21 protein-coding genes are annotated in these 25491 nt (G+C 41.7%); 16 read left to right on the forward strand and 5 right to left on the reverse strand.

What is annotated here, in order from left to right:
- Positions 1-491 precede the first annotated feature (491 nt).
- The 4 genes from CXM95_RS02995 to CXM95_RS03010 all read left to right on the forward strand — a co-directional run bounded on the left by CXM95_RS02995 (position 492) and on the right by CXM95_RS03010 (position 3543).
- Positions 492-1016, forward strand: a complete 525-nt coding sequence (locus CXM95_RS02995) for a hypothetical protein (RefSeq protein ID WP_016619925.1) — start codon at positions 492-494, stop codon at positions 1014-1016.
- A gap of 231 nt (positions 1017-1247) precedes the next feature.
- A complete protein-coding gene (locus CXM95_RS03000; protein WP_008377955.1) occupies positions 1248-2555 on the forward strand; it encodes a DUF3440 domain-containing protein in 1308 nt (435 codons plus the stop codon).
- Between the two features lie 36 nt (positions 2556-2591).
- Positions 2592-3083 carry a hypothetical protein gene (locus CXM95_RS03005; RefSeq protein ID WP_050790962.1) on the forward strand — a complete coding sequence of 164 codons (492 nt, stop codon included), beginning with the start codon at positions 2592-2594 and terminating at the stop codon, positions 3081-3083.
- Positions 3010-3543 carry an IbrB-like domain-containing protein gene (locus tag CXM95_RS03010; RefSeq protein ID WP_005232014.1) on the forward strand — a complete coding sequence of 178 codons (534 nt, stop codon included), beginning with the start codon at positions 3010-3012 and terminating at the stop codon, positions 3541-3543. Before CXM95_RS03005 ends, CXM95_RS03010 begins: the two co-directional genes overlap by 74 nt.
- A gap of 51 nt (positions 3544-3594) precedes the next feature.
- Here CXM95_RS03010 and CXM95_RS18795 read toward each other — a convergent pair whose 3' ends face one another.
- From CXM95_RS18795 to CXM95_RS03020, 3 genes are all read right to left on the reverse strand, one after another.
- A complete protein-coding gene (locus CXM95_RS18795; RefSeq protein ID WP_008377957.1) occupies positions 3595-3747 on the reverse strand; it encodes a hypothetical protein in 153 nt (50 codons plus the stop codon).
- A gap of 519 nt (positions 3748-4266) precedes the next feature.
- The gene (locus CXM95_RS03015; RefSeq protein WP_233499081.1) at positions 4267-5115 is read right to left on the reverse strand and encodes a LysR family transcriptional regulator; all 849 of its coding nucleotides are present in this window, start codon (positions 5113-5115) and stop codon (positions 4267-4269) included.
- 458 nt (positions 5116-5573) lie between these two features.
- Complete coding sequence (locus CXM95_RS03020) at positions 5574-7079, reverse strand: helix-turn-helix domain-containing protein (RefSeq protein ID WP_061053757.1); 1506 nt, start codon at positions 7077-7079, stop codon at positions 5574-5576.
- A gap of 297 nt (positions 7080-7376) precedes the next feature.
- On the opposite strand from CXM95_RS03020, the gene CXM95_RS03025 reads away from it, so the two are divergent.
- Positions 7377-10037, forward strand: coding sequence for a bacterial Ig-like domain-containing protein (locus tag CXM95_RS03025; RefSeq protein ID WP_086299112.1), 2661 nt, complete (start codon positions 7377-7379; stop codon positions 10035-10037).
- Between the two features lie 166 nt (positions 10038-10203).
- Here CXM95_RS03025 and CXM95_RS03030 read toward each other — a convergent pair whose 3' ends face one another.
- The gene (locus CXM95_RS03030; RefSeq protein ID WP_005232006.1) at positions 10204-10779 is read right to left on the reverse strand and encodes a recombinase family protein; all 576 of its coding nucleotides are present in this window, start codon (positions 10777-10779) and stop codon (positions 10204-10206) included.
- 180 nt (positions 10780-10959) lie between these two features.
- Here CXM95_RS03030 and CXM95_RS03035 point away from each other — a divergent pair, with 180 nt between their 5' ends.
- Positions 10960-12450 (forward strand): helix-turn-helix domain-containing protein, encoded by a 1491-nt coding sequence (locus CXM95_RS03035; protein WP_086299113.1) that lies wholly within the window; start codon positions 10960-10962, stop codon positions 12448-12450.
- A gap of 196 nt (positions 12451-12646) precedes the next feature.
- Here CXM95_RS03035 and CXM95_RS03040 read toward each other — a convergent pair whose 3' ends face one another.
- The gene (locus CXM95_RS03040) at positions 12647-12850 is read right to left on the reverse strand and encodes a hypothetical protein (RefSeq protein WP_005232004.1); all 204 of its coding nucleotides are present in this window, start codon (positions 12848-12850) and stop codon (positions 12647-12649) included.
- Between the two features lie 661 nt (positions 12851-13511).
- Here CXM95_RS03040 and CXM95_RS03045 point away from each other — a divergent pair.
- From CXM95_RS03045 to CXM95_RS03090, 10 genes are all read left to right on the forward strand, one after another.
- Positions 13512-17120, forward strand: a complete 3609-nt coding sequence (locus tag CXM95_RS03045; RefSeq protein ID WP_086299114.1) for an immunoglobulin-like domain-containing protein — start codon at positions 13512-13514, stop codon at positions 17118-17120.
- 76 nt (positions 17121-17196) lie between these two features.
- Entirely contained in the window at positions 17197-17691 is a 495-nt protein-coding gene (locus CXM95_RS03050; RefSeq protein ID WP_008377972.1) for a hypothetical protein, read from the forward strand.
- Entirely contained in the window at positions 17688-18941 is a 1254-nt protein-coding gene (locus CXM95_RS03055) for a nucleotide sugar dehydrogenase (protein WP_086299115.1), read from the forward strand. Before CXM95_RS03050 ends, CXM95_RS03055 begins: the two co-directional genes overlap by 4 nt.
- Positions 18942-18981: 40 nt before the next feature.
- Positions 18982-19716 (forward strand): YveK family protein, encoded by a 735-nt coding sequence (locus tag CXM95_RS03060; RefSeq protein WP_061053764.1) that lies wholly within the window; start codon positions 18982-18984, stop codon positions 19714-19716.
- The gene (locus CXM95_RS03065) at positions 19716-20357 is read left to right on the forward strand and encodes a CpsD/CapB family tyrosine-protein kinase (protein ID WP_008377979.1); all 642 of its coding nucleotides are present in this window, start codon (positions 19716-19718) and stop codon (positions 20355-20357) included. The genes CXM95_RS03060 and CXM95_RS03065 overlap by 1 nt, the downstream gene beginning before the upstream one ends.
- Before the next feature lie 13 nt (positions 20358-20370).
- Positions 20371-21018, forward strand: coding sequence for a sugar transferase (locus tag CXM95_RS03070; RefSeq protein ID WP_008377982.1), 648 nt, complete (start codon positions 20371-20373; stop codon positions 21016-21018).
- Complete coding sequence (locus CXM95_RS03075) at positions 21018-21764, forward strand: WecB/TagA/CpsF family glycosyltransferase (RefSeq protein WP_008377984.1); 747 nt, start codon at positions 21018-21020, stop codon at positions 21762-21764. Before CXM95_RS03070 ends, CXM95_RS03075 begins: the two co-directional genes overlap by 1 nt.
- A complete protein-coding gene (locus tag CXM95_RS03080) occupies positions 21761-23014 on the forward strand; it encodes an O-antigen ligase family protein (RefSeq protein WP_008377986.1) in 1254 nt (417 codons plus the stop codon). Before CXM95_RS03075 ends, CXM95_RS03080 begins: the two co-directional genes overlap by 4 nt.
- An 8-nt stretch (positions 23015-23022) precedes the next feature.
- Entirely contained in the window at positions 23023-24438 is a 1416-nt protein-coding gene (locus CXM95_RS03085) for a lipopolysaccharide biosynthesis protein (protein WP_086299116.1), read from the forward strand.
- Positions 24435-25466, forward strand: coding sequence for a glycosyltransferase family 4 protein (locus CXM95_RS03090; protein WP_016619486.1), 1032 nt, complete (start codon positions 24435-24437; stop codon positions 25464-25466). The genes CXM95_RS03085 and CXM95_RS03090 overlap by 4 nt, the downstream gene beginning before the upstream one ends.
- Positions 25467-25491: the final 25 nt, after the last annotated feature.

Raw genomic sequence — 25491 nt, forward strand, 5'->3', positions numbered from 1 at the left:
GACCGAGGTATTCGGAGAAAGGACGCGTGATCCAGCATCTCGCAGCTATGCGTGAAATAGTATTTGAAGAGAAAAGAACGTTAGGAAGTCCCGAACGCGGGACTTCCTTTTTTGTGTCAGTGACATTGGGAATTTAACGAGAAAGTAGTTGCCAGCAGGTTCTCTTGTGAAGGGCTCCTTTCAGAAAAGGATATAAAAGGAAGCTTGCACTTTTCCTAGCGCTCAATAGACGAACGGAAGAAATCAATAGATAGCAGTGTTAGTGGATAAAGGATCGAAAGGATTCTTTCCAGCTGTTTTCAATTTTAAATTGGGTTTTCCAAAAAGTATGATATTCAAAGTGGCGTTAGTCTACCTACATTATCAGAATGGATGATTGATAAAAGAAGGGGAATATAAAAGCCACTTTTTTCGCACATAGATTCTGTTAAAATAAACTTAGAGGTTCAAACCTGTAAAATAATCTTATAATTTTTAAAGAAGGTGAAAGCATGGACTACCCAGAAATCGCAGGTCATTTCCAGACAACATCCTTTGATCCCCAACCGTTTGTGCAAACGGCGATCGATGATCGAAAGGTAAGAGAGAGGCTAGTGGAGAATATCGTTGATGGTCAAAATCATATCAATGAGTATTTTAATAGTTATTTGATCATTAAAGAAGTAGCCGTTAAAAACCCTGAGCTGATTTATGATGAATGGGAACGGATCTGGGCATTGCATACCCATAAAAACTCCTATCATCGGTGGATCGCTCATGATTTGATCACTCAACTTTTGGTGATTGATCATGAAGACAAGTTTGAAGGGATCAAGCAAGAGTATGTACTGCTGCCTAAAGGAGAAAAAATTAGTAATTTCTTGAAAATGACTGAAAACATCCAGGAAGCCAGTCGATACAAAGACCTTCAGCAAGAGATTCAGCGTTTACTTGCGGATCAAGAATGGCTGTCCCACTTCAATGAAAAACAAGTGAAGCGTATTGAAAAAGTCCTTCAAACCCTTTTGGCTGAATGAATCAAGAAAAGCAATAAAACTTGTTTCAGAAGGAATTTTTCTACTATTTTTCTTGATTACTAGGAATAGTAGTGAGCAATGGGGAACACATTGCAATGATAGCTAACAATTATTTGCATGTATCGAATACAAAATCTCCCTTAAGTCCTTGTAAGAAGCTAAGTGAAACTTTATACTAGAATGTAATACTTATTCAAAAAAAGGACAAATAAAATGAGGACATGAGCTTTTATGAAGAAATATTGTAAGGATAATGTGCTGGAAGCGGCGATGACGCGCCTGGAATATATTTTTGATACCTTTCCCCATGTTTATTTCTCTTTCAGTGGTGGAAAAGATAGCGGTGCCATGATTCAGTTGGCTGACCAAGTCGCCCGACAAAAAAAGAAAACTTTTGATCTGCTGATTTTAGATATCGAGGCAAATTATGATGCTACGAGAACGTTCATGGAAAAAATCAAAGCGTTACCAACTATCAATCAAACCTTTCACTTCTGTTTGCCCTTTTACGAGGACAACAACACTAGCGTATTTCAGCCACAATGGCTGATGTGGGATGAACAAGAACGTGAGAAGTGGGTACAGATGATGCCAAAAGATGCAATTTCACTTGCTGATTTAGATGAATCATTGATGGAAATCTATCAGAGTGCAAATATGAATCCAGATAAGTTCTTACGAAACTTTGCTCACTGGTACGCAAACTATCATCAGTGTGAACCCGTTGCTTGTGGCGTTGGCATCAGAACACAGGAAAGTCTATACCGATATCGGTCGATAACTTCGCCAAAGTATAACTTTCGGAAGCAATGCTGGATCAAACGGCAAGTAGCAGATTCCATGGTCGTCAATTTTTACCCCATCTATGATTGGAAGACAGAAGATGTCTGGGGCGCCTATGCCCATTTTGACTGGCCGATCAATGGCTTTTATGAAAAATTATATGATCATGGCGTTCCGATTCATCAAATGCGAATCTGTCAGCCTTATGGTATGCAACAACGAAAAGGCTTATACCAATATGCTCTGGTGGAACCGGAAACGTGGGAACGCGTCGTCAACCGCGTGTCAGGAGCCAATTTTGGTCGATTGTATGCCCAGACGGGATTATTGGCGCATTACAATACGAGAAAGCCAAGTCATATGACTTGGCAAGAGTATGCGGTCTTTTTACTGGAATCAATTGGACTTTATTCAAAGAAATTACAGGACCATTATTACCGCAAAATCACAATCTTGATTGATCATTATCGAGAAAAGCACGGGATCGAAGTGGAAGACATTCCCGATGTGACCAAACGTAAGGAGTGGCTGAAAAACGAAGTACTCTGGCATGACTGGAAAGGGATCGCTCGTGCGTTAGAAAAAAATGATTTTTCTTTGAGCACGCGACAATACAGTCTGACGAAAAAAGATGAGACGGAATTGTATGAGTTGGCGGTCGATTTTGGGGCGGCGTTGGGAATCGAGCATTTACCCAAGTATCAGTTAAAAAAATTGAATGCCAAATATGAGTATTTAACGAAAAAAATCACCTAACGATGGACGAATGTGTCCCTAGAGAGGAAGGGTTTTGTGAACGAACGATTGGTTTTATTTTTTCCACCGTATAAGAAAAGCCAATTCTATCAATTGATGGGGGCATTTTTTGCGGAACGGGTGTATCAGCAGCAATTTCCGTACTTAGTCAATGATGAGAACTGCTACTGGTATGTGATTCTTGATGACGAAAAACGGGTGACCGCTTTTTCTTATTATGAAAAAGGCGTCAATAAAGTGGAGCTAGGGGAATTTTATGAAAAAGATCCAACTGCTCAATTTAAAAAGTTTCTTTTACGGAAAATGTTGGTGGATATCAGCCGCAACTACCCAGAAGCAGAGATTCTCGCTTCTAGTAACCAGCCTAGTGAAATTGCACTTTTGGAGTCAAAAGGGTTTGCGGTCTATCGACAAACAAAAAATTATTCATTTCTAAAAAGGAGTGTAGTACCTCATGAGCGATATCGATTTTCCAGTGTTAGCGGCGAAGCTGATCCCAGTCAGCAAGATTCACGCGAATACGTATAATCCCAACACCGTGGCTGCTCCAGAGATGGATTTGCTGGAACTGTCGATTCGGGAAGATGGCTTTACGCAGCCACTGGTTTGTTACCACGATAAGGAGCAGGACAAGTATATTTTGATCGATGGGTTTCATCGGTATGTCGTAGCAAAAGATCGCTTAGAATTGCCAAGCGTTCCGGTCACAGTGATCGATAAGCCTTTTGAGAATCGCATCGCTTCAACGATTCGCCACAATCGAGCACGTGGTACCCATGGCATCGAGAAGATGGGAAACATCGTGCAGCAGTTGGTCGCTAACGAGTGGTCGGATGAACGAATTGCCAAGGAATTGGGGATGGACCGCGAAGAGGTCTTTCGCTTTAAGCAGCGCTCAGGCTTAAAAAGTGCCTTTTCCAACCATGAATTCAGCAAATCTTGGATTGAGTTTGAAAAAAGATACTATAAAGGCAAAAAAGAGACCTGAGAGGTTGAAAAAACTATCTAAAAAAGCTATCTATTAGAAGACAGCGATTCGTTAATAATTCTTTTTAAATTTTGAATAGGTGTTTTTTACAACGATAACGATCAGATTGATCACCATCGACAAACAAAGCGTCCCTAAGAGAATGGCCAGGATCACACCTAATGTGTCTCTTAGAAAGCTGAAGATCGCTTCAATGATAAACATAGTTTTTCCTCCTTTTCTCATCGTCTATTTTTTCTGACAATTGCAAAAATAGGCTCCTTGAGCAATAACTGCCTGCTACTAAAAACATGATCGAACGGTTTTCAAGTCCAGCCTTTTTTGGTGATTGTTCTTTTCCAAAGTAGAGTATACATTGGAAAGGATGAAAGAACGTTTCTATTTTTTATAATCGGTAAAAAATTCTGAAATGTAAAGAACAACAGTGGCTTTTTTATCTCCTGCGGATAGCATGAATAATCGTACCAGTTTGCATAAAAAAAGTAAAATGATAACAAAAAGTGAGTGGCGAAACAAGAGGTAATCATCTGATTGAATAATAATAAGCGAAATGAAAAGCTATGCTGCACAACGTCTGTAGAACAGAAAGAGGTTGTGCGGCTATTTGTTTTCACGCTGCTTCTTTGCTGCTAGAATAAATACTATCATTTTTTTTTGAAGAATAACTGCATAAAAATCGATCTTGATCAAACTGGTTTTATAACAATGACAGTAAGCGCATTTTTAACTCAAAGACAAACTTTTTGTAATATTCGGGAAAAGTGTCAATGGTTGCTTTGACAGTAAGCCAATCGTCATGCGGAGATTCGGTAAAGGCAGTGATAAAATTTTTACTTGAGCGCATGTTTGATCAATGATCGAACGCGGGACTAGACCGCAGAAGCCTGTTTGTTCAATCAAATAAGGAATCGTCGTGCTGCTGCTGACATATTCCCATTGGAGCGAAGGTACACACTGGTCAAGGTAGCCCTCGATATTTCTAAGTGCAGGACAGTCACCGCCGGAACTGTATAGATGGATTCCTGTAAGGTCGGCTAATTCCTTAATGATCAATGGGTTCGTGATCGAAGTGATGCAGCAGATTTCTTCTTGTAAAAGTTCTTCATAGACAAAGGAATCTTCGTGAGGAAGTGAGCATAACGCAAAATCAATACGATTTTCTTTTAATGCATCGGCTAATGCCAGCGTGGATCCCACCATGATCTCGAATTTTATTTTTGGGTATTGGTGGGAAAATACATGGAGAAGCTCCGGTAAAATCAACATGTCATAAGGGGGGACGATGCCCATCCGTAAAGAATATTCGACTGTGTTCGAAGCATTGAGCAACTGTTCTTTGACCTCCTCCCACTGAGCGATCAGACCAGGAACCGCCTGTTTCAACAATTCACCTTCCAACGTGAGTACATTGCTTTTTCCTTCCAAAAATAACGCTACTTCTAACTCTTCTTCTAACTTTTTGATATGGTTCGTAACCGTCGATTGGGCATAGTTTAATTTAGCAGCAGCTTTCGTAAACGTACCTTCTTCAACGATCGTTTTAAAGGAGTGCAGCTCTTTGATAAAATCCACATTGGTCCCCCTCTCTTTTTACCTATTATACAAAAAAGGAGCGGGGAGAAGATTTCTTTTTTTTCTAGTAAATAAAAAAAATAGATACAAAAGTTATTTAAAACATGCAGTCTGTTTTGATCGTATGTTTCTTTGCTTTTAAAATAACGCTTTTCACATTTGGGGCTAAGAGTAGCTGCTAAAATTTCTATCATAAAAAATACACCAAACATCCCAACTTTTCAGGGATTACGAGCAGCACACGAAAACAAGACAATGAATTTTTACGCTGCGCTTGAAAAGAAAAGCGTTTGTTAGGAGAGGAATCTTGAAAAAAGGTCTGATTTTTTTCGGATGTGAAAAAAATAGACACGCTAAGAGAAAAGAAAAATGGATACTTAGGAAAGGACTAAAATAGCAAACCATGCAATGAAAAAACTGACGGCGCTTCCTTCAAGAAGGCCGACAGTTTCCTTAGGTCAATGAATCGGTGTGATTCTTGGCTGAATCAGCTGTTCAATCGTTTTGTGGATGATCGTCCAGTCCGAAAGGGTAGGAACATTGGAAATTCGTAGTTGCTGAAATTTGGGGTTGTTTTTCAGATGCAAGTCAAAATTGCTAACGATCAAATCAATTTCTCGATGGAACAATTCTTGTTCATCAGGAGCCACTTCAAAAAAATAACTGATTTCTGTATGGTCATTTTTGAATAGCTCTGTTGATGCGGCTAAAAAGGCATCTAATCCTGCACCACCTTGAAAAGCAAAGGCCACTTTGAGATGTTTTTTCAGCTGATTGCTAGAAGAAAGTTCGCTTAACAAGGTCAACGTAACTGCGACATGCTCTAAGTGAGTAAACGAAAAGAAACGACTTTGTTCATTAAATTGTTTCAACCATTTATTCCAAGCAAGGTAGTCCGTCTTGAATGTCGCTTCAACAAAGGTTTTGATCTGGGGATCGGCAAATTCGTAATTCGCAGAAATCATCGTTAACAAGCGGAGATTTACGAGATATGCGATGATTTTGTGTGATGCTGCAGGAAGGATAGCTATTCCAGGTTTCTTTAAAAAGGCAGCAACTTCTGCGAGAATTTCTGGTTTCTCTGTATGGTGAAAAATGTAATCCGCCTCGCTTTCCCCATTAATATCCATCGTACTATACGAAATGCAGTGGAGAGCATTGAGGAAGATCCAAAGGAGTTCTTGTTGCGGCAAGTGGATGATCCGATATTTTTTCAAATAATGTTCGTTTAATATTTTTGAGAAAACAGCGAAGCGTTCTTTCTCTAATAGATTGCGTTCTAAAGACGGTGGCAATGTCAAAAAGTAAGAATAGCGCCACCTACGCTTGGCAATACTTAGCCATAGGGCAAGTCGATAATGACTGTAATGCAAATCTTTTTTGTTGGCTTCTTTTGCTTTTTGGACCAGAAGACGCGCATCTGCAGGGCTGTCTTTATCTAAGATCGTGCTATCGCCATAAGCGGAGAAAAAGACAAACAGACAAAAGCGAATATCGGCTTCGGTACCGATAAAATCAAGATGATTCGTTGCGATGGTCACAGAATAGGTTTGTAAAGATTTGTTCATATAACTGATCGTTCGCAACAGATGACTGCGGGAATAGCCAAATTCGATCGTTGCTCGGTGAATAGAGTATTTTTTATTATCAATGATACTAGACATGATTTTAAACTCCAACGTTTCCATGCCCAAAAGCTGAATGGCAGAATTGATTGAAGCATTTGGTGCATACTCAATCGAAACGATGTTGGATCCAGAAAGTTTGATCTTGACCAGATCTTTCGGCAAACTGTCGCTTAAAATACTTAATTCTTTAGAGACTGTAGGCAAGGAAAGTCCCAATAATGTCGCCAACTCTTGCGGGTGATACCCTGCGGGTGCTGCATTTAGCACTTGCAGAATTTTTACTTGACGAGAAAATGCCTTATCTCGATGTAAGTTGATGGATAAATTTTCTAACATTGATGTCACCACCTCTTTCAAGACCCTGTGGGAGCGATCAGCGATCGAATATAAAAACCATTCGTTTTAAGTAAATTATATAATACTCTGGGCCATTCAAGAAGTCTTATCCCTTGAAAATTGAAGGAATTCATGTTAAAGATGCGGCGCCCACATATTTTTGCGAAGGACAGTCATTTAAGGAAGTTATTTTATAGAAAACACCCCTGCCAGTTGCAGTCAACCAAAATTTGGACAGATTGGAACGGAAGTAAGTGTGAATAAAGTTTGGAAAAAGAAAAAGGAGAAAAAGTAAAAATGAAAAAACGCGTAGTTATAATTAAGAGAGGTTTAATAGGGATGCTGATTTTAGGGACAACCTTTCCAAGCACATGGCCGATCGCTCAGGCAACAGAAACACAACAAACAGAGCAGCAAACACCATTCATAGACTCATCGGTTCCCTTGCTGGCAGATTCATCAGGAAGCATGAACACAGGAGAAAAGACAGATACCCAAGAAGGAAATGCTGACGTCATATCTTCTGAAACAACCGAAAGTGAAGTGGTGACCACCACTTCAAACTCAGAAACAAATCAATCTAACGCAGCTGATGTTGCAGAAAAAACTCAAATTTCAGTTACTGCCCCATCTGCTGAAACCAATGTAGAATCTACGGATAGTCAACCTCTCGCTGCAGAATCAACGAAGAGTATCGAGAGTTTCAACTACGATCTGACTGTAGAATATGATCCGATCAAGTATAAAGCACTGGTTTTGGATTTGCCAATCCCGGAAAAATACGCACACCAAACACTATACCAAGACCCGCAGCTGACAGAAGATTTTTATGTCTACAAAACGGATAAGGTATACATGCTAGTGGGACTATGGTATACAAGTGAAGTGACTGGTACCAATCAATTAAATATATCTTGGACAAGCTTCACAGGTTTTACGATCAACTATTACGGTTTAACAGCGGTTTTAGAATATACCGACGCTAACGGTAACCTTTTGTTTACAGCAACATATAATATTCGCTTTACAAATAGCCATCTGACCATTAAATATGTGGATGAGACTGGTATGGAAATCTATCCTTCCCAAACGATCAATGATAGTACCAATGAGCCTTATGATGTCTCTACAAGTGCGTTTATTCCACAAATTCCGGGGTACATCCTTGATACCAGTCAACTGCCAACGAATGCAAAAGGTGTTCTTCCTCGTGGCGAAGTAACGGTGACGTACGTCTATCAAAAAGCACCGACTGACTATACCAATCTGACCGTGAAAGATACCACGATTTATGAACAGGATACATGGACAGCGGCGGATAATTTTGAGCAAGCTATTTCAAAAGAAGGCAAAACTTTGACTTATGAGGAATTTATTGCTGAGGGTGGTCGTGTTTCCGGACAAGTAGATACTAACAAAGCCGCTACGTATAAAATCAGTTATCAATTGAATCATGTGAGTAAAGAAGCAACGATACTCGTAAAACCACGATTCACTGCGATTAAGGTTCATGATTCTTCGATATACGTCGGCGATGACTGGGCCGCAGAAGATAACTTTGATCAAGCCGTAGATCGGGATAACAACCCAGTTTCGTTTGCGGATGTGAACGTTGAAGGAAGCGTAGATACTAAAAAAACGGGGTCCTATGAGGTAGTTTATCGTTATGATGGAGTAGCATCAAAAGCTGTGATCACCGTCAAAGCTGACCAAACCAAGGTGACTGCCCATGACAGCGAGTTGTACACAGGGGACAACTGGAAAGCTAAGGATAATTTCGATAGTGCAACAGATAGAGATGGTTCATCTGTTGATTTTGGGGATATCACTGTCACGGGGACTGTCGATACAACGCAAGCAGGAAAGTACGAGGTCACTTACAGCTATCACGGCGTAGAAAGCAAAGCCACTATCACCGTCAAAGCCAACCAAACGGCAGTCAAAGTCCACGATAGTGAGTTGTACACAGGGGATAACTGGACAGCTAAGGATAATTTCGATAATGCAACAGATAGAGACGGTTCATCTGTTGATTTTGGGGATATCACTGTCACAGGGATTGTCGATACGACGAAAGTAGGCGAGTATGAAGTTATATACAGCTATCATGACTTAGAAAGCAAAGCCCTTATCACCGTCAAAGCCGATCAAACTACAGTCAAAGTCCACGATAGCGAGTTGTACACAGGGGAAAACTGGACAGCCAAAGACAACTTCGATAGCGCAACAGATCGGGATGGTAAACCTGTTGATTTTGAAGATATCACCGTTACAGGAAAAGCAGACACAACGAAAGCAGGCGAGTACGAGGTCACTTACATTTATCGTGGTGTAGAAAGCAAAGCCACTATCACCGTCAAAGCGGATGAAACATCCCTAAAAGTCCACGATTCAACGATCAAGCAAGGCGATGAATGGTTGCCAGAAACAAACTTTGATTCTGCCACCGATCGTGATGGCAAAAAAGTAGCCTTTTCAGAAGTAGAAGTCAATGGCACAGTGAACAACAACATAGTCGGTCAATACACGGTTTCCTACCATTACGGAGCAGTGATTGCCCATGCCGTGATTACTATACAAGCAAAAGTCAGCGAAACACCTGACGAAACGCCAACAGAAGTACCAGAAGAAAATCGCCCGGAAAGTGAGTCGCCTGGGACTGAATTTCCTGAAACTGAAGCGTCTGATCCAATAACAGAAGAACCAATTAAGGCACGTCCTGAGACAGAGACGTCAGAAACAAACGATGATGAGAAAAACGAAAAACGTCCATCAGAACAATCAGACAACCCCTCAGCAACAGGACAGACAACACCGATCAAAGCAAGCAAACAATCCACTGTTAAGCAACTGCCAAAAACAGGAGAAACAAGCAGTGTTTTGCTAAGTGTTACAGGTATCCTATTCTTAATCGGCGGGTTGGTGCTCTTGTACCGTAAGAAATCATGGAGAAAATAACAATAGGATCGACAAAAGAGCTAGAAGAATAAAACATACAGGACGAACAAGCTGGATGAATTGCTTTAAGAGAGAACAAAAAAGCAATCACAAACATCAGCAATGTTCGTCCTGTTTATTTATATAGTGAGCAGCCGAGAGTACTAAGTTTAGCCAGCACTTGTATTTATGAAACGATCTCCTCTTTTTCCAGACTAAGATAACGATAAAAAGTTGATCGTTTTAACCCTGTTTGGGCACAGATATCCACAACAGCTTTTCCTTCTTTTTGATAAAGGTTCAATGCGTGTTGAATCAGTCCAGGATCGATTCGTGGGCGACCACCGATATTTCCTCTAGCACGAGCGGATTCTAAGCCTTCTTTGGTCCGTTCGACGATGATGTCTCGTTCGAATTGGCTAAAGGCTTGGAAAACAGTCATCATCAATTTCCCTTGTGGGGTTTGCGTATCAAAATTTTCTTTAATACTGATAAGCTTTACTCCTTTTTTTTCAAAAAAGTAGACAAGATCAATGAGATCTTTGGTACTTCTTCCTAGTCGCGAGAAACTTTCAATGATGATTTTATCGTTTTCTTTCACTCGTTTTTTTAATTTATTTAATTCAGGACGATTCGCACGAACACCACTGATCTTTTCCGTATAAATTTTATTGCACTCATACCGGTCAAGTAAATCTAACTGACGCGAGAGATCCTGTTGTCTTGTGGAGACACGTGCGTACCCATAAACCATATTTGTCATACGAATTCCTCCAGTTGCACAAAAATAAGTCTACATAGAGAATACCTTGTTTGTTCACTTAAGTACACATTCAAGAAGCTTCTTAATGTGAATTTGGGAAATAGGAAGGTTTTTTTATGCACCTAAATATTGTACTATAGTAAAGACACTAGTCGGTGAGGAAGAAACACGGAGGGGAAAATGAGAGAATTGCAGTTAAATTTTATGCTAAATAAGACGACCGTTCGCTGGCTTCAAATGTTAAATACTTTTGAGCGAGAACGGACTTGTTCCATCGCAAGTTTAGCAAACAAACTTGATGTGACCCAACGGACGATCAGCTCGGATATCAAAGAATTGAAAACCTATCTACAAGAGGCAGCCGAATTTTCGCTTGTAGCCAATGGCTATCATTTTAGGGAAACGAATCCGAAAAAATACTTGTCCCAAAAAAAGGAGCTTGTTGCAGAAGAAGGAATGTATCAAATCGTGGAAGCCATTTTCCACGGTGAATTCTGTTCGGTTGAAGAGTGGGCGCAGCGCTTGTATGTATCAGAAAGTACGATGCGTCGTTATTTGAATACTGCTTCTGTGACGTTGCGAAAGTATCATGTGGAGTGGATCTTGCAACCGGTTAATTTGAGTGGCTCCGAAGCCAATATTCGCAAGTTCTTTAAAGATTTTTATTATGAATCAGATGTCACCCCTCATACGCTCTTGCCCCCCAAAGAACTGATTGCACTAGTCAGTGATGTCTTCTCAGAAATTCCCGCAGAGCTGGTGAATACAGGCGTTTCTCCGAGTGATTTTTATTATAGCTTGTATATTGCGATCAAGCGTTACCAATTGGGAAAGACGGTTCAGATTCCTCAATCGTTGGCAAAAATCATCGAAACCCATGAGGCATTTGCCGTAATGAATGACTTAGCACCTAAAATCGAAGCGCTATACCGAGTAAGACTGCCGCAACAAGAAATTATGTGGCTTTATTTAGTGACCGTGATGAAACGGACTTTGACCGAGCCTGAAAAAGAGCAGCAATTCGTTGCATCGTTTGGACTGTATCCTGAACTCGAAGAACTGAGTCAGCGCTTCGTTCAAGAATGGGGCATTTCCTTTCAAGAGCCCCAACGGGTCAAGACGATGATCCACGCCTTTTTCCTGTCAAAGAAAATCAATGAGCAACTGGCGCCCGTTTTAAATCACTTGCTAACAGAAGTAAAAAATGAAGCGCAGAAGCATCGTTCTGCCGCTTATCAAAGGAATCTGGCATTTATGAAGCAGCACCAAGCGATTCTTGGGATCAAGCAGGAGTATCTGGTAGATATTTGTGCGGCACTGACCCTTTACAGTGAAGCAATCAGGGAGCTCTATGCTCAAAAAGTCAGACGGATCGCATTGATAATAGAAGGCGATCTCTATGCCTGTCACACGATTCGTGCGCGCTTTTTGCGTTATGTCGGCAATGATCATCTGGTATTTTTTCCAAAAATCAATGAATTGACGACCGATTATTTGAAGGGAAATGCCATTGATCTTGTGGTTACAAATTATAGCGAATATTTATCAGAGTTCATCTTATCGACAGATTATCTTTTGCTCAAAGCAATCCCCGATTATCAAGATTGGCAAAGAGTGATTGAAAAAATCGATCCTCAGTTAGGGCAAGCGTTAAACGCTCCCACAGCCTAATATACGTGTTGAAAAAGAGCATGACGAGGACATGTGTGGATAAATCAAAGAGAAAAGCCGCAACCGTTGCGATCGACGGTTGCGGCTTTTATTCGTTCATCTAATAAAAAAGGGAGTTATCTGAAAATAGGCCCACTGTTCCTGAATACCAAAAGATTGGGTTATTTTGGTGAAAGAACAGCCTACGTTGAAACAGTTAGTTGGCATTTACTAGTTTATCAAAAATTGCTTCAAAGGTTTTGAACGTATCACTATCTAACTGACAAAGCCATAAAAGGTAGCTTTTTTCTTTGAATGTCCATTCGATCGAAGGGTAAGAGGCAATCAAGGCATGGTATTTCTCTCGTTGTTCACTGGTAGCTAATAACCACCGCTTCTCAAAAATCTTTTTCTCTTCCATTTTTATCTATCCCCCATAAAGAAACGTTGCCTGAAACTTCACTAACGGGCAACGTAAATCTAATGATATGCAGATCTATGTTTAGTATACCAAAGAAAAATGAATTTTTTTAGAAGATGTGTAAAATTACATACAATTTCTTTTATTTTGCTTTTTTTGGGACCTTTTTTGAAGAAAAGAAGCGTTCTGTTGAAAGGAACTGTTGTTAAAAATGTTTGTGATAATACTAAGAATTAGTAGGCAGAAACCTTGTATCCATCGTATTGAGTCAAGTGGTTACAGGTAATAACAAAAATGGACGATCCTTTTTAAATGATAAGGAATCGTCTTTTTTTTATAACACTTTTTTTTGCACAAACTTTTAAAATGCCTTATTTAAAAAGAAAATGAAAATCAATTTATTCATACAGGTTTGCAAATCTTGATTTATCGATTGATGATCAACCATGGTAAATTTAATCTCGTTAAAAACGATAAAATTTCGTCAAAAAAGCATTATTTTATAGCTCTAATTTAGGTTTTTAGAGAGTTTGTATCGAATAGGTTGTTCCGATAAGAGCTATAACTGATTTTTTTCGAGGGAGTAAGAAAGGGTGACTGATAAAAACGTGAAATGAATCTTTAAAGTACAAGAGAAAGAATAGAGAAAAAGGAGTTACTTATGAATAACAAATTTAGTAAAAAAGTCACAGGTTTATTGTTGATTAGTCATTTAACTTTATCGGCGTTGCCAATAAATGCGATGGCGACAGAAAAAACTGATAATTCTTCAGGAGTGACACAAGAGAGAATAGAAGCTCCAAATTTATTATCAGATAGTGAAGCAACTCAAAGCACAGAAAATGACCATACAGCAACCAATGAGCAAGCAGTTCAGGAAACAGAGGGTTCTCCTACTGAAAGTGAAGAAGCTCAAACAGAAGTTTCTACTGAGAACTCTTCAGAAAATAATGAAGTCGCAGAAAATGATGAACAAGCGGATGCACCAAATGAAGAAACCTCAGAAAGTAATTCTAACGAATCATCAGAAGACGCTGCTGAAACCCGTTCAACAAGGGCAAGTGTCCAAGTAACATCTGATGCTGAATTACGGACAGCGTTAGCCAATGCGACGGTTACACAAATCAGCTTAGCCAATAACATCACGATGACCAGTAGTGTGACATGGACAGGGACGACCAAAACGATTGAAGGTAATGGTCATACGTTAACCTTCGGGAATAATGTTCGGTTGTATGGAAATACGGTAAATCAAGGATTAAGTATCAGAAATGTGAGAATCGTGGCTCATGCAACAAATACGATCTATCAAAATAGAACGTCCAGTGTTTCCTTCACAAACGTTACTCATGAAAATAGTCATGCAACGGGGCGCTTACTCTATTTAGCCGCTAGCAATTCTTCAGCTAATTTCTTTGGCGAAAACCGATTAAATGCAGGTTCCTTGATTTGGGCTACTTCGAATGTCCGAATGAATATCGGCAGTGGTGCTTCTGTAGTTGCAAATAACAATGGAACAGCTCGTGCGATTTATCTTGCAAGTGGTGGTCGAATTGATTTAGGTGAAGGCAGTTTATTAGACGTTACTCAAAACAATCCTTCAAATACAGCAAAAGCAGTCTTGATCGAAGGAAGTGCCTCAAGCGTAGTAGTTAATTCGAATGCAACGTTTAAGATCACAAGTGCGCCAAATACGCAAAAAACACAAGAAGCATTGGGGTTGCGAGGTGCTTTGACCGTATTATCTGGGGGAACACTGGATGTCGTGGGAAGAAGCACGTATTCAACGGTAAACGTTGGACAATCAAGCACTTTCCACGAAGGATCAAATGTTCGAATCCAAAACAATCATACGAATGGAACCGCAATTGGGTCCTATCCAGGAACAACGAACTACACGATCCACTCATCGACAGGAATGCAAACTTGGAGAAGATCAGCTGATTTTTCAGGAGAGCCCAGCTTTAATTATCCAGAGTTTAGACAAGGTTCTTTCTCACTAAATACTTATACGAACAAACAAGTTACTTCGCGAATTGAATCCAATGACTCAATCTTCAACGCAACATTCAATAGTTCTCAAATCGGAAAAATCGCTTTTGGTGACTTTGTGGATACCGCAACGATTCAACAAACGACCATTGACGACTTAACCACAAGCTCAACGCACATTACGGGGCGAGCTGAGCCAAATGCCGATTTAGCAGTCACTATTGAAGGACAAGGAAGTTTAACGGGACGCGTTGCAAGTGATGGAACTTATCAATTTGCGATTCCGAACGCACCATTAGCAGTTGGAACAAAAGTGACTGTTACCGCAACGTCCAATGGTATTCAATCGGTTGCAGAAACAGTTGTAGAGGATAGTGAAAAAGAAACGATTGCCGAAACAACGATTTCCGAGCTAAATACTGACTCCACAAGTGTGACGGGAACGGCTGAGCCGAATGCTGAGATTACGATCAAAGCCGGTGACACGATCATTGCGAATGGACGAGTGGGTAGTGATGGCATCTATGCATTGACGATTGAGAAACAACAAGCTGGTACGGTAGTTACCGCCCAAGCAACCTTAAATGGCATTTCATCAAATATTGCAGAAACCATGGTTGATCGAGCAACGATCGCCGAAACAACATTGAATGAGGTGACAACCACATCCACTACCGTTAGCGGAACAGCTGAACCAGATGCACATGTGGAAATTACTATAGGCGATTCTGAAACGAAAAATGCCACTGTTGACAGTGATGGCAATTTTGAAGTAGAGATTGATCAACAAGCAGCGGGAACAATTATTACTGCTCAAGCAAGCATCGATGGATTGCAATCAAATATTGCTTCAACGATCGTTGTCACTGATCCAGCAAACACTGAAGGCACGATTACACCAGCAAGCTACAATGTTTCTTCGGCCGATCAGTTCCTGAGAGGGTCGTATACCGGTGATGTTGTATCTGCCCGTGTGTATGTAAATGGATCATCCGTTCGTGGTGGGAATTTTGCTGATGGTTCGTTTGAATTCTTTATCGGCAATCGCATCCAATCCGTAGATGATGTCGTAGAAATCGAAGCCTTGGATCAATATGGCAAAGTACTTGATCGGACAACCGTTGAATTAACTAGAGATTTGGCTGGTTCGATCACACCGGATCAATACCGTGTTGGCGAAACAATGATTACAGGGACCTTTACGGGTGATGTCAATTTTGCACGTTTAGTGATCAATGGCACGCCTTCTAATGCATGGGGTGGTACCTTCAATGCCGATGGCACCTTCTCGTTTTATGTAGCGAATCTTGGAATCAAAGCGGGCGATAAAGTTGAGATCCAAGCGTTGAACCGCCAAATTAACGGTAACACGGAAGCCATCGAAGTGCTGGAAACCAAAGAAGTAACAGTGATTGATCAACTTCAAGGGACGATCACACCGGATCAATACAGTTACACCGATACCATGATTACGGGAACCTTTACGGGAGATATCAATTTTGCCAACTTAGTGATTGATGGACAGTCAGTAGGGAACTGGGGTGGCACATTCAATAAAGAAACTGGCCGCTTTGAATTCTTTGTTCACGCACAATTTAGAGAACAGATCAGAACGGCAACGAAAGTAGAATTGCAAACCTACCATCGTGAAACAGTCGATGGACAAACGATTGATCATAAGCTGGTGTTGCAGCCGGTAGAAATCGTCAAAGCAGCAGGCACGATTCAACCAGCAGCCTTCAAAGTGACAGAGAGTGAAATTACTGGAACCTTTACAGGCGATGTGAATTTCGCCAACTTGATCGTTGATGGACGTTCAATTTCATGGGGAGGCACCTTTAACACCGCAAACCAGACGTTTACTTACTTTGTCAATCAAACGACCCGCGACTTGATTCGCGATGCGGAAACAGTTGAATTGGTTGCTTACCATCGGGAGGTTGTTAGTGGCCGTCCGGTAGACACCGAATTGGATCGTAGTGTAGTCACTATCGACAAAGAATTTGTTGGCACAATTACGCCAAACCCTTACACATTTGGTGATCGAATCGTTACGGGAACCTATACAGGAGATGACATCAACTTTGGTCGACTTGAAATTGATGGCATGATCCTGTGGGTGAGCGGTTTTGCGGATGGTACCTTTACCGCCTACTTGAACCAAGAACAAGCCAACAGTGTGACAAAAGACAGCCAGATGACGATCTATGCATTGCATCGCTTTGCTGACTTAAGTACACGAGAGATTGCACAAGCAACCGTTTCAATCACAGAATAAGAAACAGAAACTACGAGAGCCCCTTGTACCTTGCCTGTTGCAAGGGGCTCTTCATTGATAGAAAGAGAGAAAGCAAATGAACATGAAGAAAAAAATCGTTAGCCTCTTTAGCCTTGCCCTCATGGGGAGTTTTTTAGCGGCTTGCTCGACGGATGACCAAGCAAAGACGGATACTACCCAAGGCAGCGAACCAATCGAACAAATCACGGATCAAAGCAATGCCGAGCCGCAATCGATCATTGGTGGATTAAAGATCATCATCGACAAACAAGAAATCAATCAAAAGAAAACAGAAGATGGGGAACAAGTATTACATACATTTACCATCACAGCAGAAAATATGGGGTCAGTTGCCGCTGGATTAGGTTCGATTGATTTTCTTTTAGAAACTGAAGAGGGAGAATTTCTTGAACTTGATCATACCATGGCGATGTTTGGCAATGAGATCGCTGTAGGTGAAACCATCACTGGACAAGTTTCCTTTGCTTTAGAAGAAGGACAAGTGGCGAAAAAACTGATTTATAAACCCGGTGAAGAACAATTAGCAGAATGGGATGTTAAGAGCGAATGAAGGTAAACGTTATTGGATTGGGGTATATCGGGCTGCCCACAGCACTTACTTTTGCAAACCATGGGATTGAAGTCGTTGGGGTTGATGTGTCAGAAACAGTCGTTCAATCACTTCAAGCAGGTCAGGCACCAATCGAAGAACCCGACATTGATCGCTATCTAGCACAAGCTTTAGCGAAAAAGACATTCAATGCACAGTTGGTTCCAGAAAAAGCGGATGTCTTTATTATTGCCGTACCAACGCCAAATATCACCGATCAATTTGGTAGTTGCGACTTGTCCTACGTGAAAGCGGCGATGGCTGCTATCTTACCCTATCTTGAAAAAGGCAACACAGTCATTGTTGAATCGACCATTCAACCCCGCACGATGGAAGACATCGTTGGACCATTTTTTGAAAAAGCAGGTTATACCATTGGAGAAGATCTCTATTTGTTGCATTGCCCAGAGCGAGTTTTGCCAGGGAAAATCTTTGAAGAGCTGGTGATGAACAATCGAATCATTGGTGGCATGACGAGCGCTTGCACCCAACAAGGCAAACGCATTTATCAGACCTTCGTCAAAGGAAACGTGCTGGAGACTTCTGCAAGTATCGCTGAGCTATCGAAATTGATGGAAAACACCTATCGCGACTTGAACATTGCACTAGCCAATGAATTGGTCCAAATTGGGGATCGCCTAAACATTGATGCACTCCAAGTGATTGAGTTAGCCAATCAGCATCCACGGGTCAATATCCATCAACCGGGACCTGGTGTCGGCGGTCATTGCTTAGCAGTCGATCCGTATTTTGTTGTCGCGGCAGCACCTGATGACGCGAAGTTAATTCAATTGGGGCGGATGATCAATACAGAGATGCCTGAATTCATTATAAAAAAAGTCGAAGAGATCTTAGCGATTCATGGTGGAAACAAAATCGCGGTCCTAGGGTTGGCGTATAAGGGCAACATTGACGATGCCAGAGAAAGTCCGGCTGTTGAGATCGCCAAAAGATTGAAACAAAAGAAAGCTCTGCAAGTCACTACCTATGATCCTTATGTCGCCACTTCTGATGTTGCACAAATTGAAGCAGCACTAACAGACAGTGATCTGGCATTGATCCTCTGTGACCATGATGCCTTTAAAGACATAGCGCCGGCAGCCATTCAAGCGATGAAACAAAAAATCGTTTTTGACACGAAAAATATTGTGACAGGTAAAACGAGGTTCGAGGCTGCCTATTCTCTTGGGTCATTACCAAGCGCCCAGTAAATGGTTTGATTGCTATTTCTGTTATTGAAAGGGAAAACCAATGAATAAAGAAATAAATATGAAAAAATTGAAGCAAGTCCTTCAGCAACGAATAGGCTGGATCCTCATGATCATTAGTATTCCCTTACTAGCGATGTTGCTTTATCTAACCCTGTTTGCTGAACCCATTTATCAAAAAAGTGCACAGTTGCTGATTAGTCAGTCAGAAACGATAGCTGGCAATCGTCTGGAAAACCAGACGATTCAGGCAGACCTTCAACTCGTCAGTACCTATAGCACCATCATCATGAGTCCTCGCATCTTAAATGAAGTCAGTGAGGCGCTAGAGGGAAGCTACGATGTGTCTGAATTGTCGGAGATTTTGAGTGTTACCAATGCCACCAACTCGCAGATCATCGAAATCAACGCTTACCATCAAAGTCCGAAGATCGCAGCCGAAATCGCCAATACGACCGCCAGCGTTTTTAGTGAAGAGATCCCTAAAATCATGAACATTGATAATGTCACGATCTTAGCAGAAGGAACCGTTTTGCCACAAGAAACGCCTGCTCGTCCAAACAAGTTTTTGTTGTACAGTTTGACCACTTTTTTAAGTCTTCTTTTCGCTTTTACGTATGTGTTCCTCCTGTTGGTTTTTGAGCGCAGTTTTGCTTCGAATACGGAAATCGAAGAGGTCTTAGGGGTAAAGGTCATCGGAGAGATAAGCAAAGAAAAACGAGTTGCTTCGTTTAAAACCATCCAGTCGAGAAGCTTTAGAGGAAGGAAGCGTGTGTGATGCGTAGCATGAAGGAAAATTATTCCATCATCAGCGAACAAGTCAAGTTGATTCGCGAAAATGTCGACTATTTATGCCAACAACAAGATGCTCAAACGATTTTGATTACTTCAGGAGAAAGCGGTACGGGAAAATCCACGGTCTCGGCAAATTTGGCGGTCGCCTATGCCCAAAAAGGGAACCGAACCTTATTGATCGATGCGGATCTGCGTAAACCCACCCAACATTATTTGTTTTCACAAGAAATGCACGTGGGCTTGTCCAACTATATCCGACGGGACATCTCGATCGAAAGCTGTGTCCAACAAGTGATTTTAGAAGATTGCGAATTTTCAATCATCACTAGTGGAGCCATTATGTCAAACCCTAATGATCTGCTCGCTTCTTCGAAAATGACCGCAGCCTTGCAAGAGGTCAAACAACTATACGATGTGGTCATTATTGATACGCCACCAGTCAATGTCGTTTCGGATGCCTTGATCCTAGCCAAGAAAGTCGACGGTGTACTTTTAGTCGTTCATGCGGATAAAACGAACAAACAATCCGCAAAAAATGCCGTCAAAAAGCTACGCCTAGTTAACGCAAACATCTTAGGTGTCGTGGCGAATGGCACGGACACGGGTGAAAATTACTATTATTAAGGAGGGAAACTTTGTGGAAAGACCCGCTTTAGACAAGCAGTCAAGGGTTCAAGCGACTAGCTATTTACGTTGGAAACGCACGATAGAAACTATCTTTAGCTTGGGCTTATTAGTCGTCCTTAGCCCGCTGTTACTGCTGATTTGTATAGGGATCAAATTTTCTAACTGGCAGGCACCGATTATTTTTAAGCAAGTTCGTGTTGGCAAAAATGAGGCCACGTTTGTGATGTACAAATTTCGAACGATGGTGCCTGATGCCGATCAATTATTAGGGCGATACCTTGATAAAAACGAAATTGAAGGGGCCATGTTCAAGCTGAAGAAAGATCCGCGAGTGACGCGCTTAGGCCGTTTTTTAAGAAAAACGAGTCTTGATGAACTGCCCCAATTGATCAATGTCTTGAAAGGGGAGATGGCACTGGTCGGCCCCCGTCCTCCTTTAGAAAGAGAAGTCGTCAGTTATTCAGAAAAAGACAAGCAACGATTGTGTGTCACACCCGGGTGCACAGGGTTGTGGCAAGTCAGTGGACGAAACGAATTGAGTTTTCAAGAGATGGTCGCATTGGATCTCTATTACATCAATAACCTGAGCTGGTTATTGGACTTGAAAATAATTATGAAAACGATTGGCGTTGTTTTCTTACCCAAAGGAGCATTCTAATGGAGCAACAAGTACGTGTATCACTTTTAGGCAGCAATCTCGATTCCTTAAACTTTCAGGAAACCATTACTAAGATCGAGGCAATGATCGAACAGGGGATGCCCGCACAGCATGTTTCAATTAACGCGGGGAAAATAAACTTGATGCGAAAAGATCCCTCGTTGCGATCGATCGTCAATCGGGCAGCTTTGATCACGGCTGATGGGCAGTCGATTGTCTGGGCAGCGAAATATTTAGGGTGCCCGGTACCAGAAAGGGTAACAGGCATCGATCTTTTTCGCGAGCTGGTCAAATTGGCAGCAGAAAAAGGCTGGCGTCCTTATTATTTAGGAGCAACTGCCGAAGTCGTAGAAGCCGTCGTCAAACATGACCAACAGCTCTATCCCGACCTGAACATAGCGGGTTTTCACCATGGCTATTTTTCCGAAGTCGAATCATTGGACGTGGCAAAAGAGATTGCACGGACGCAACCAGACTTGCTGTTTGTCGCTTTTTCTAGCCCGCAAAAAGAGATTTGGCTCGATACATTCAGCGAAGTGTTGCAAGTGCCATTTGCGATGGGCGTTGGCGGCAGCTTTGATATCGTCGCAGGCAAAACCAAACGAGCGCCTTTGTGGATGCAGCGGGCAGGTTTGGAATGGTTTTATCGCTTTGCGCAAGAGCCAGTCAGGATGTTTGATCGCTATATCATAGGAAATTTACGCTTTTTACAGTATGTGTGGGGAGAAAAAAGAAGAAACGCATGAAATCAAAACAGCAAAGCCATCACCGCTTCTTCCTGGGGATTGTGGCCATTTTTCCGATAATCGACGTCTTAAACGGCTTATTTCTAAGTCTGGGCATTCCTTTTCCCATTGGCGTGTTCTACCGTTTGCTGTTCTTTTTGTTCTTAGTGATTATGATCGTGACAGAAAAGATTCCCCATAGCTACTATACATATTTAACGTATGGGTTTATCGCTGTGACGCTTACGATTTTTCTGTTACAAGCACTTTTTCTAGGGTACAGCTGGCAGTGGGTGATCGAGGATCTATCGGTGTATATCAAATACCTCTTATGGGTACTGATTCCTTATTATGTCTATCAACGAAAAAACGACTTCTCCAAACTGCACTACGACAGCTTGTTTATTGTTATCAGTGTCTGCTTCACCTTGGGGCTACTGATTCCTTATTTTTTAGGGCTAGGCTACCAAACTTATGACAATTCTGATGCTGGGTATAAAGGCTATTTCTTTGCCAATAATGATACGAGCTTTGCCTTTATTGTTTCAATCACCTTTACAGTCCAGGCACTAATTGTTTCGATCAAAGAACAGACCCATAAGTTTTCACTGTTTTTGGCTAGTTTATTCGCTGGAAATTTCGTCTGTTTGGTCTTGGTCGGTACGAAAACCGGCGTGTTTTATGGTGTCGGTGTGTTGTTCTATCTTTTAATCCGATTGGTGCTAGGCATTGAACGTAAAGCATTTCTGCAACAATTGTTTATCTGGTTTATGAGTTTTATTACGATTGCTTGGCTGCTTATTCAAGGACTACCATTGCTAATCCAAGCCGTCGAAGGAACCTATCTTCGCATGGTGTATTTTTATCATCTTTTCGACGGGGACTTGATCCGGCTATTTTCTAGTTCAAGAAGTGATTTTTTGATTGGTGGGATGAACGCCTTCTTAAATGATGAGGCCCGACACTTTACCATGATCTTTGGCCAAGGCTTTGAATACCGTTTGGCACACTTTGGTCGTCTTGGCTTAATTGAAATGGACTTCTTCGACACCCTTTTCGGGCAAGGCCTACTGGGAATAGCGTTATTGCTGCTAATGCTCGCCTATTTTGTCTATTTGGCCTTTCAGCCACGAAAACGATCGGTTTATAGTTTTGCCTTGATCGTGGTGCTTTTTTATAGTTTTTTTGCCGGGCATGTTTTGTATTCGGCATTGTCTTCCACCTTTTTAGGATTGATTTGTGGAGGCATTATTTTAACAGAGAAAGAGTGAACAACTGATTGAAAAAATTACTTTTGAGGCTGGGCTTTTTCTCCCTCGGTTCGTTAGGTTCGGCGGTCTTAAACTTGGTGCTTTTGCCCGTAACGACCAGCTTTTTGACACCCGAAGAATATGGGAAGACCAGTATGTTTTTCCTTGCACAGACCTTTTTGATATACGTGATCTATCTCGGCTTCGACCAAGCCTTTACGAGGGAATACCATGACCACGAAAACAAACGCGAGTTATTGCAACAAGCGATGCTCGTCCCGTTGCTCGGTTCATTTTTCTTTCAGCTGATCCTAGTGGTTTTTGCGGCAGTTTTTTCGCAGCTTTTATTTGAATCTCCACAGTACACCCGTGCGATTTATTTATTTGCTCTTTCGTCGGGACTGCTGATTTTTGAACGGTTTCTTTTGTTAACGGTTCGAATGCAAAACAAAGCGATCCAGTTCTCCGTTTACAGTATTTTGGTGAAATTCATGGTCTTGTTCATCACGTTGCTGTTTCTCTTTTTTGGTCCGCCGACGTTTATTACGGTGGTCTATGGCATGCTCTTCGGTCAGATTATCGGTGATTGTCTGTTGATTCTGGCAAACCTGGCGCTTTTTATGCCGCTCATTCGCCAAATCGATCGCAACCTGATCAAAAAGCTGAGTCGTTTTGGCTTGCCGACGGTGGTGGGAACGTTCCTCTATAGCCTGTTAATGATTATCGACAAAATGATGCTGCGCTATTTTGCTGATTTTGCCGCTTTGGGCATCTACACGGCTGCATTCAAAGTGGCAAGTGCCTTGATGATTCTACAAGTTAGTTTTGCCAATTTTTGGATTCCCACCTCCTATGAATGGTTCAAAAAAGGCAAACCATTGATTTATTACGAACGAGTCAGTCACTTTATCATGTTCGTCTTGTCGATTTTCTTTTTACTGATGGTCTTTTTCAAAGAAACGATCGTCATCTTATTGTCGCAAGACTACTTAGAGGCCCAGTACTTGTTTCCCTTGTTATGTTTTTATCCCTTGATGATGACGATCAGTGAAACGACCAATCTCGGGATCGTTTTTTATAAGAAAAGTCATTTGAATATTGCTGCCTCTTTGTTGGCGGTCTTAGCCACATCCCTTGGTCATCTCCTACTCGTACCGACAATTGGCGCCACAGGAGCGGCTTGTGCTACGGCATTAGGGTACTTGGTCTTCTTTTTTGCCCGTACATATTTTTCGATGACCTATTGGCAGGGGTTCTCAGTCAAACGCCAAATCAGCCTTTCGATCATGCTGTATTGCTTTGCGCTGTTTACGGCATTCAATCGGACTCTTTGGCTGGAAAAGAGCCTCGTTTTGCTGCTTATGCTCTTCGTCGTTGTTCTTTATCGCAAGGAACTAAAGCAGGTAACTAGATTTGTACAAGAAAGGAAAATCAACAAAGCATGAATATCTTACTTATCGGTCCAGATCCAGCAGCAAAAGGGGGGATCGCAACGGTCATTCATAATTTCCAAAAAGCAAAAGCGCCAGAGGACGTGCGTTTCGTCGTCCATAAGACTTGGTCGGAAAAAGGAAAATATTGGACGCAGATCAAAGCGTTTCTTACGTTTCGTCGGCACATCAAAAAAGAAAGGTGCCAGATCCTTCATTTCCACGTTGCGCAAAAGGGCAGTTTCTATCGCAAGAGTTTGCTGTTGTTGCTAGCACCAAAACATTGCAAGACGATTTTTCATATGCATGCTTCGCAATTTGACCAGTTTTATCAAAACAGTCCTTCGTGGGCAAAGTGGTGGGTCCGTTTTACCTTAGCTCGGGTGGATCAGCTCGTAGTGCTAAGTAGTAGCTGGTCAGCATTTTACCAAACGATTACCGATACCTCAATCGAGGTCTTGCCAAATGCCGTAGCGGTGCCGGAGGAATCCTTTTATGACCCCACCGCAAAATGGATCATCACTCTTGGCAGGATCGGGCAAAGAAAAGGCAGTTTTGATCTGTTGGCAGTTGCAAAAGCAATGGCTGTTTCCTTTCCCGAGATTCGCTTTATGTTATTTGGCGATCAAGAAAATCAACAGGTTGCCCAACAGCTCCAAGAAGAGGCTCTCACCAATGTGTTCTTAAATGAGTGGGTAGCAACCGATGCGTTACCAGCTGTTTTTCGTAAGGCAGCCATCCATTTTCTCCCTTCTTATCACGAAGGCTTGCCGATGGCGATCTTAGAAACCATGGCGGCAGGTATCCCCAATGTAACGACGAAGGTTGGGGGAATCCCAGAGTTGATCCAATCGGGTGAAAACGGCTACCTAGTAGCTGCCGGTGATATTCAAGCAATGATCGAGACGTTGAGCGGTCTGTTAGCTAACGAGGAAGAACGAATCAAAAGCAGCCAACAAGCCAGAGCAACGATTGAGCAACAGTATGCCTTAACGTCGTATATGAAGCGCTGGCAGAAGATTTACAAAAAGCAACTTGATTAATGCTCAAATTGCTGAAAAAAAGGAG

The sequence above is a fragment of the Enterococcus sp. CR-Ec1 genome, from assembly GCF_002850555.1.
Taxonomy (GTDB): domain Bacteria; phylum Bacillota; class Bacilli; order Lactobacillales; family Enterococcaceae; genus Enterococcus_D; species Enterococcus_D entomosocium.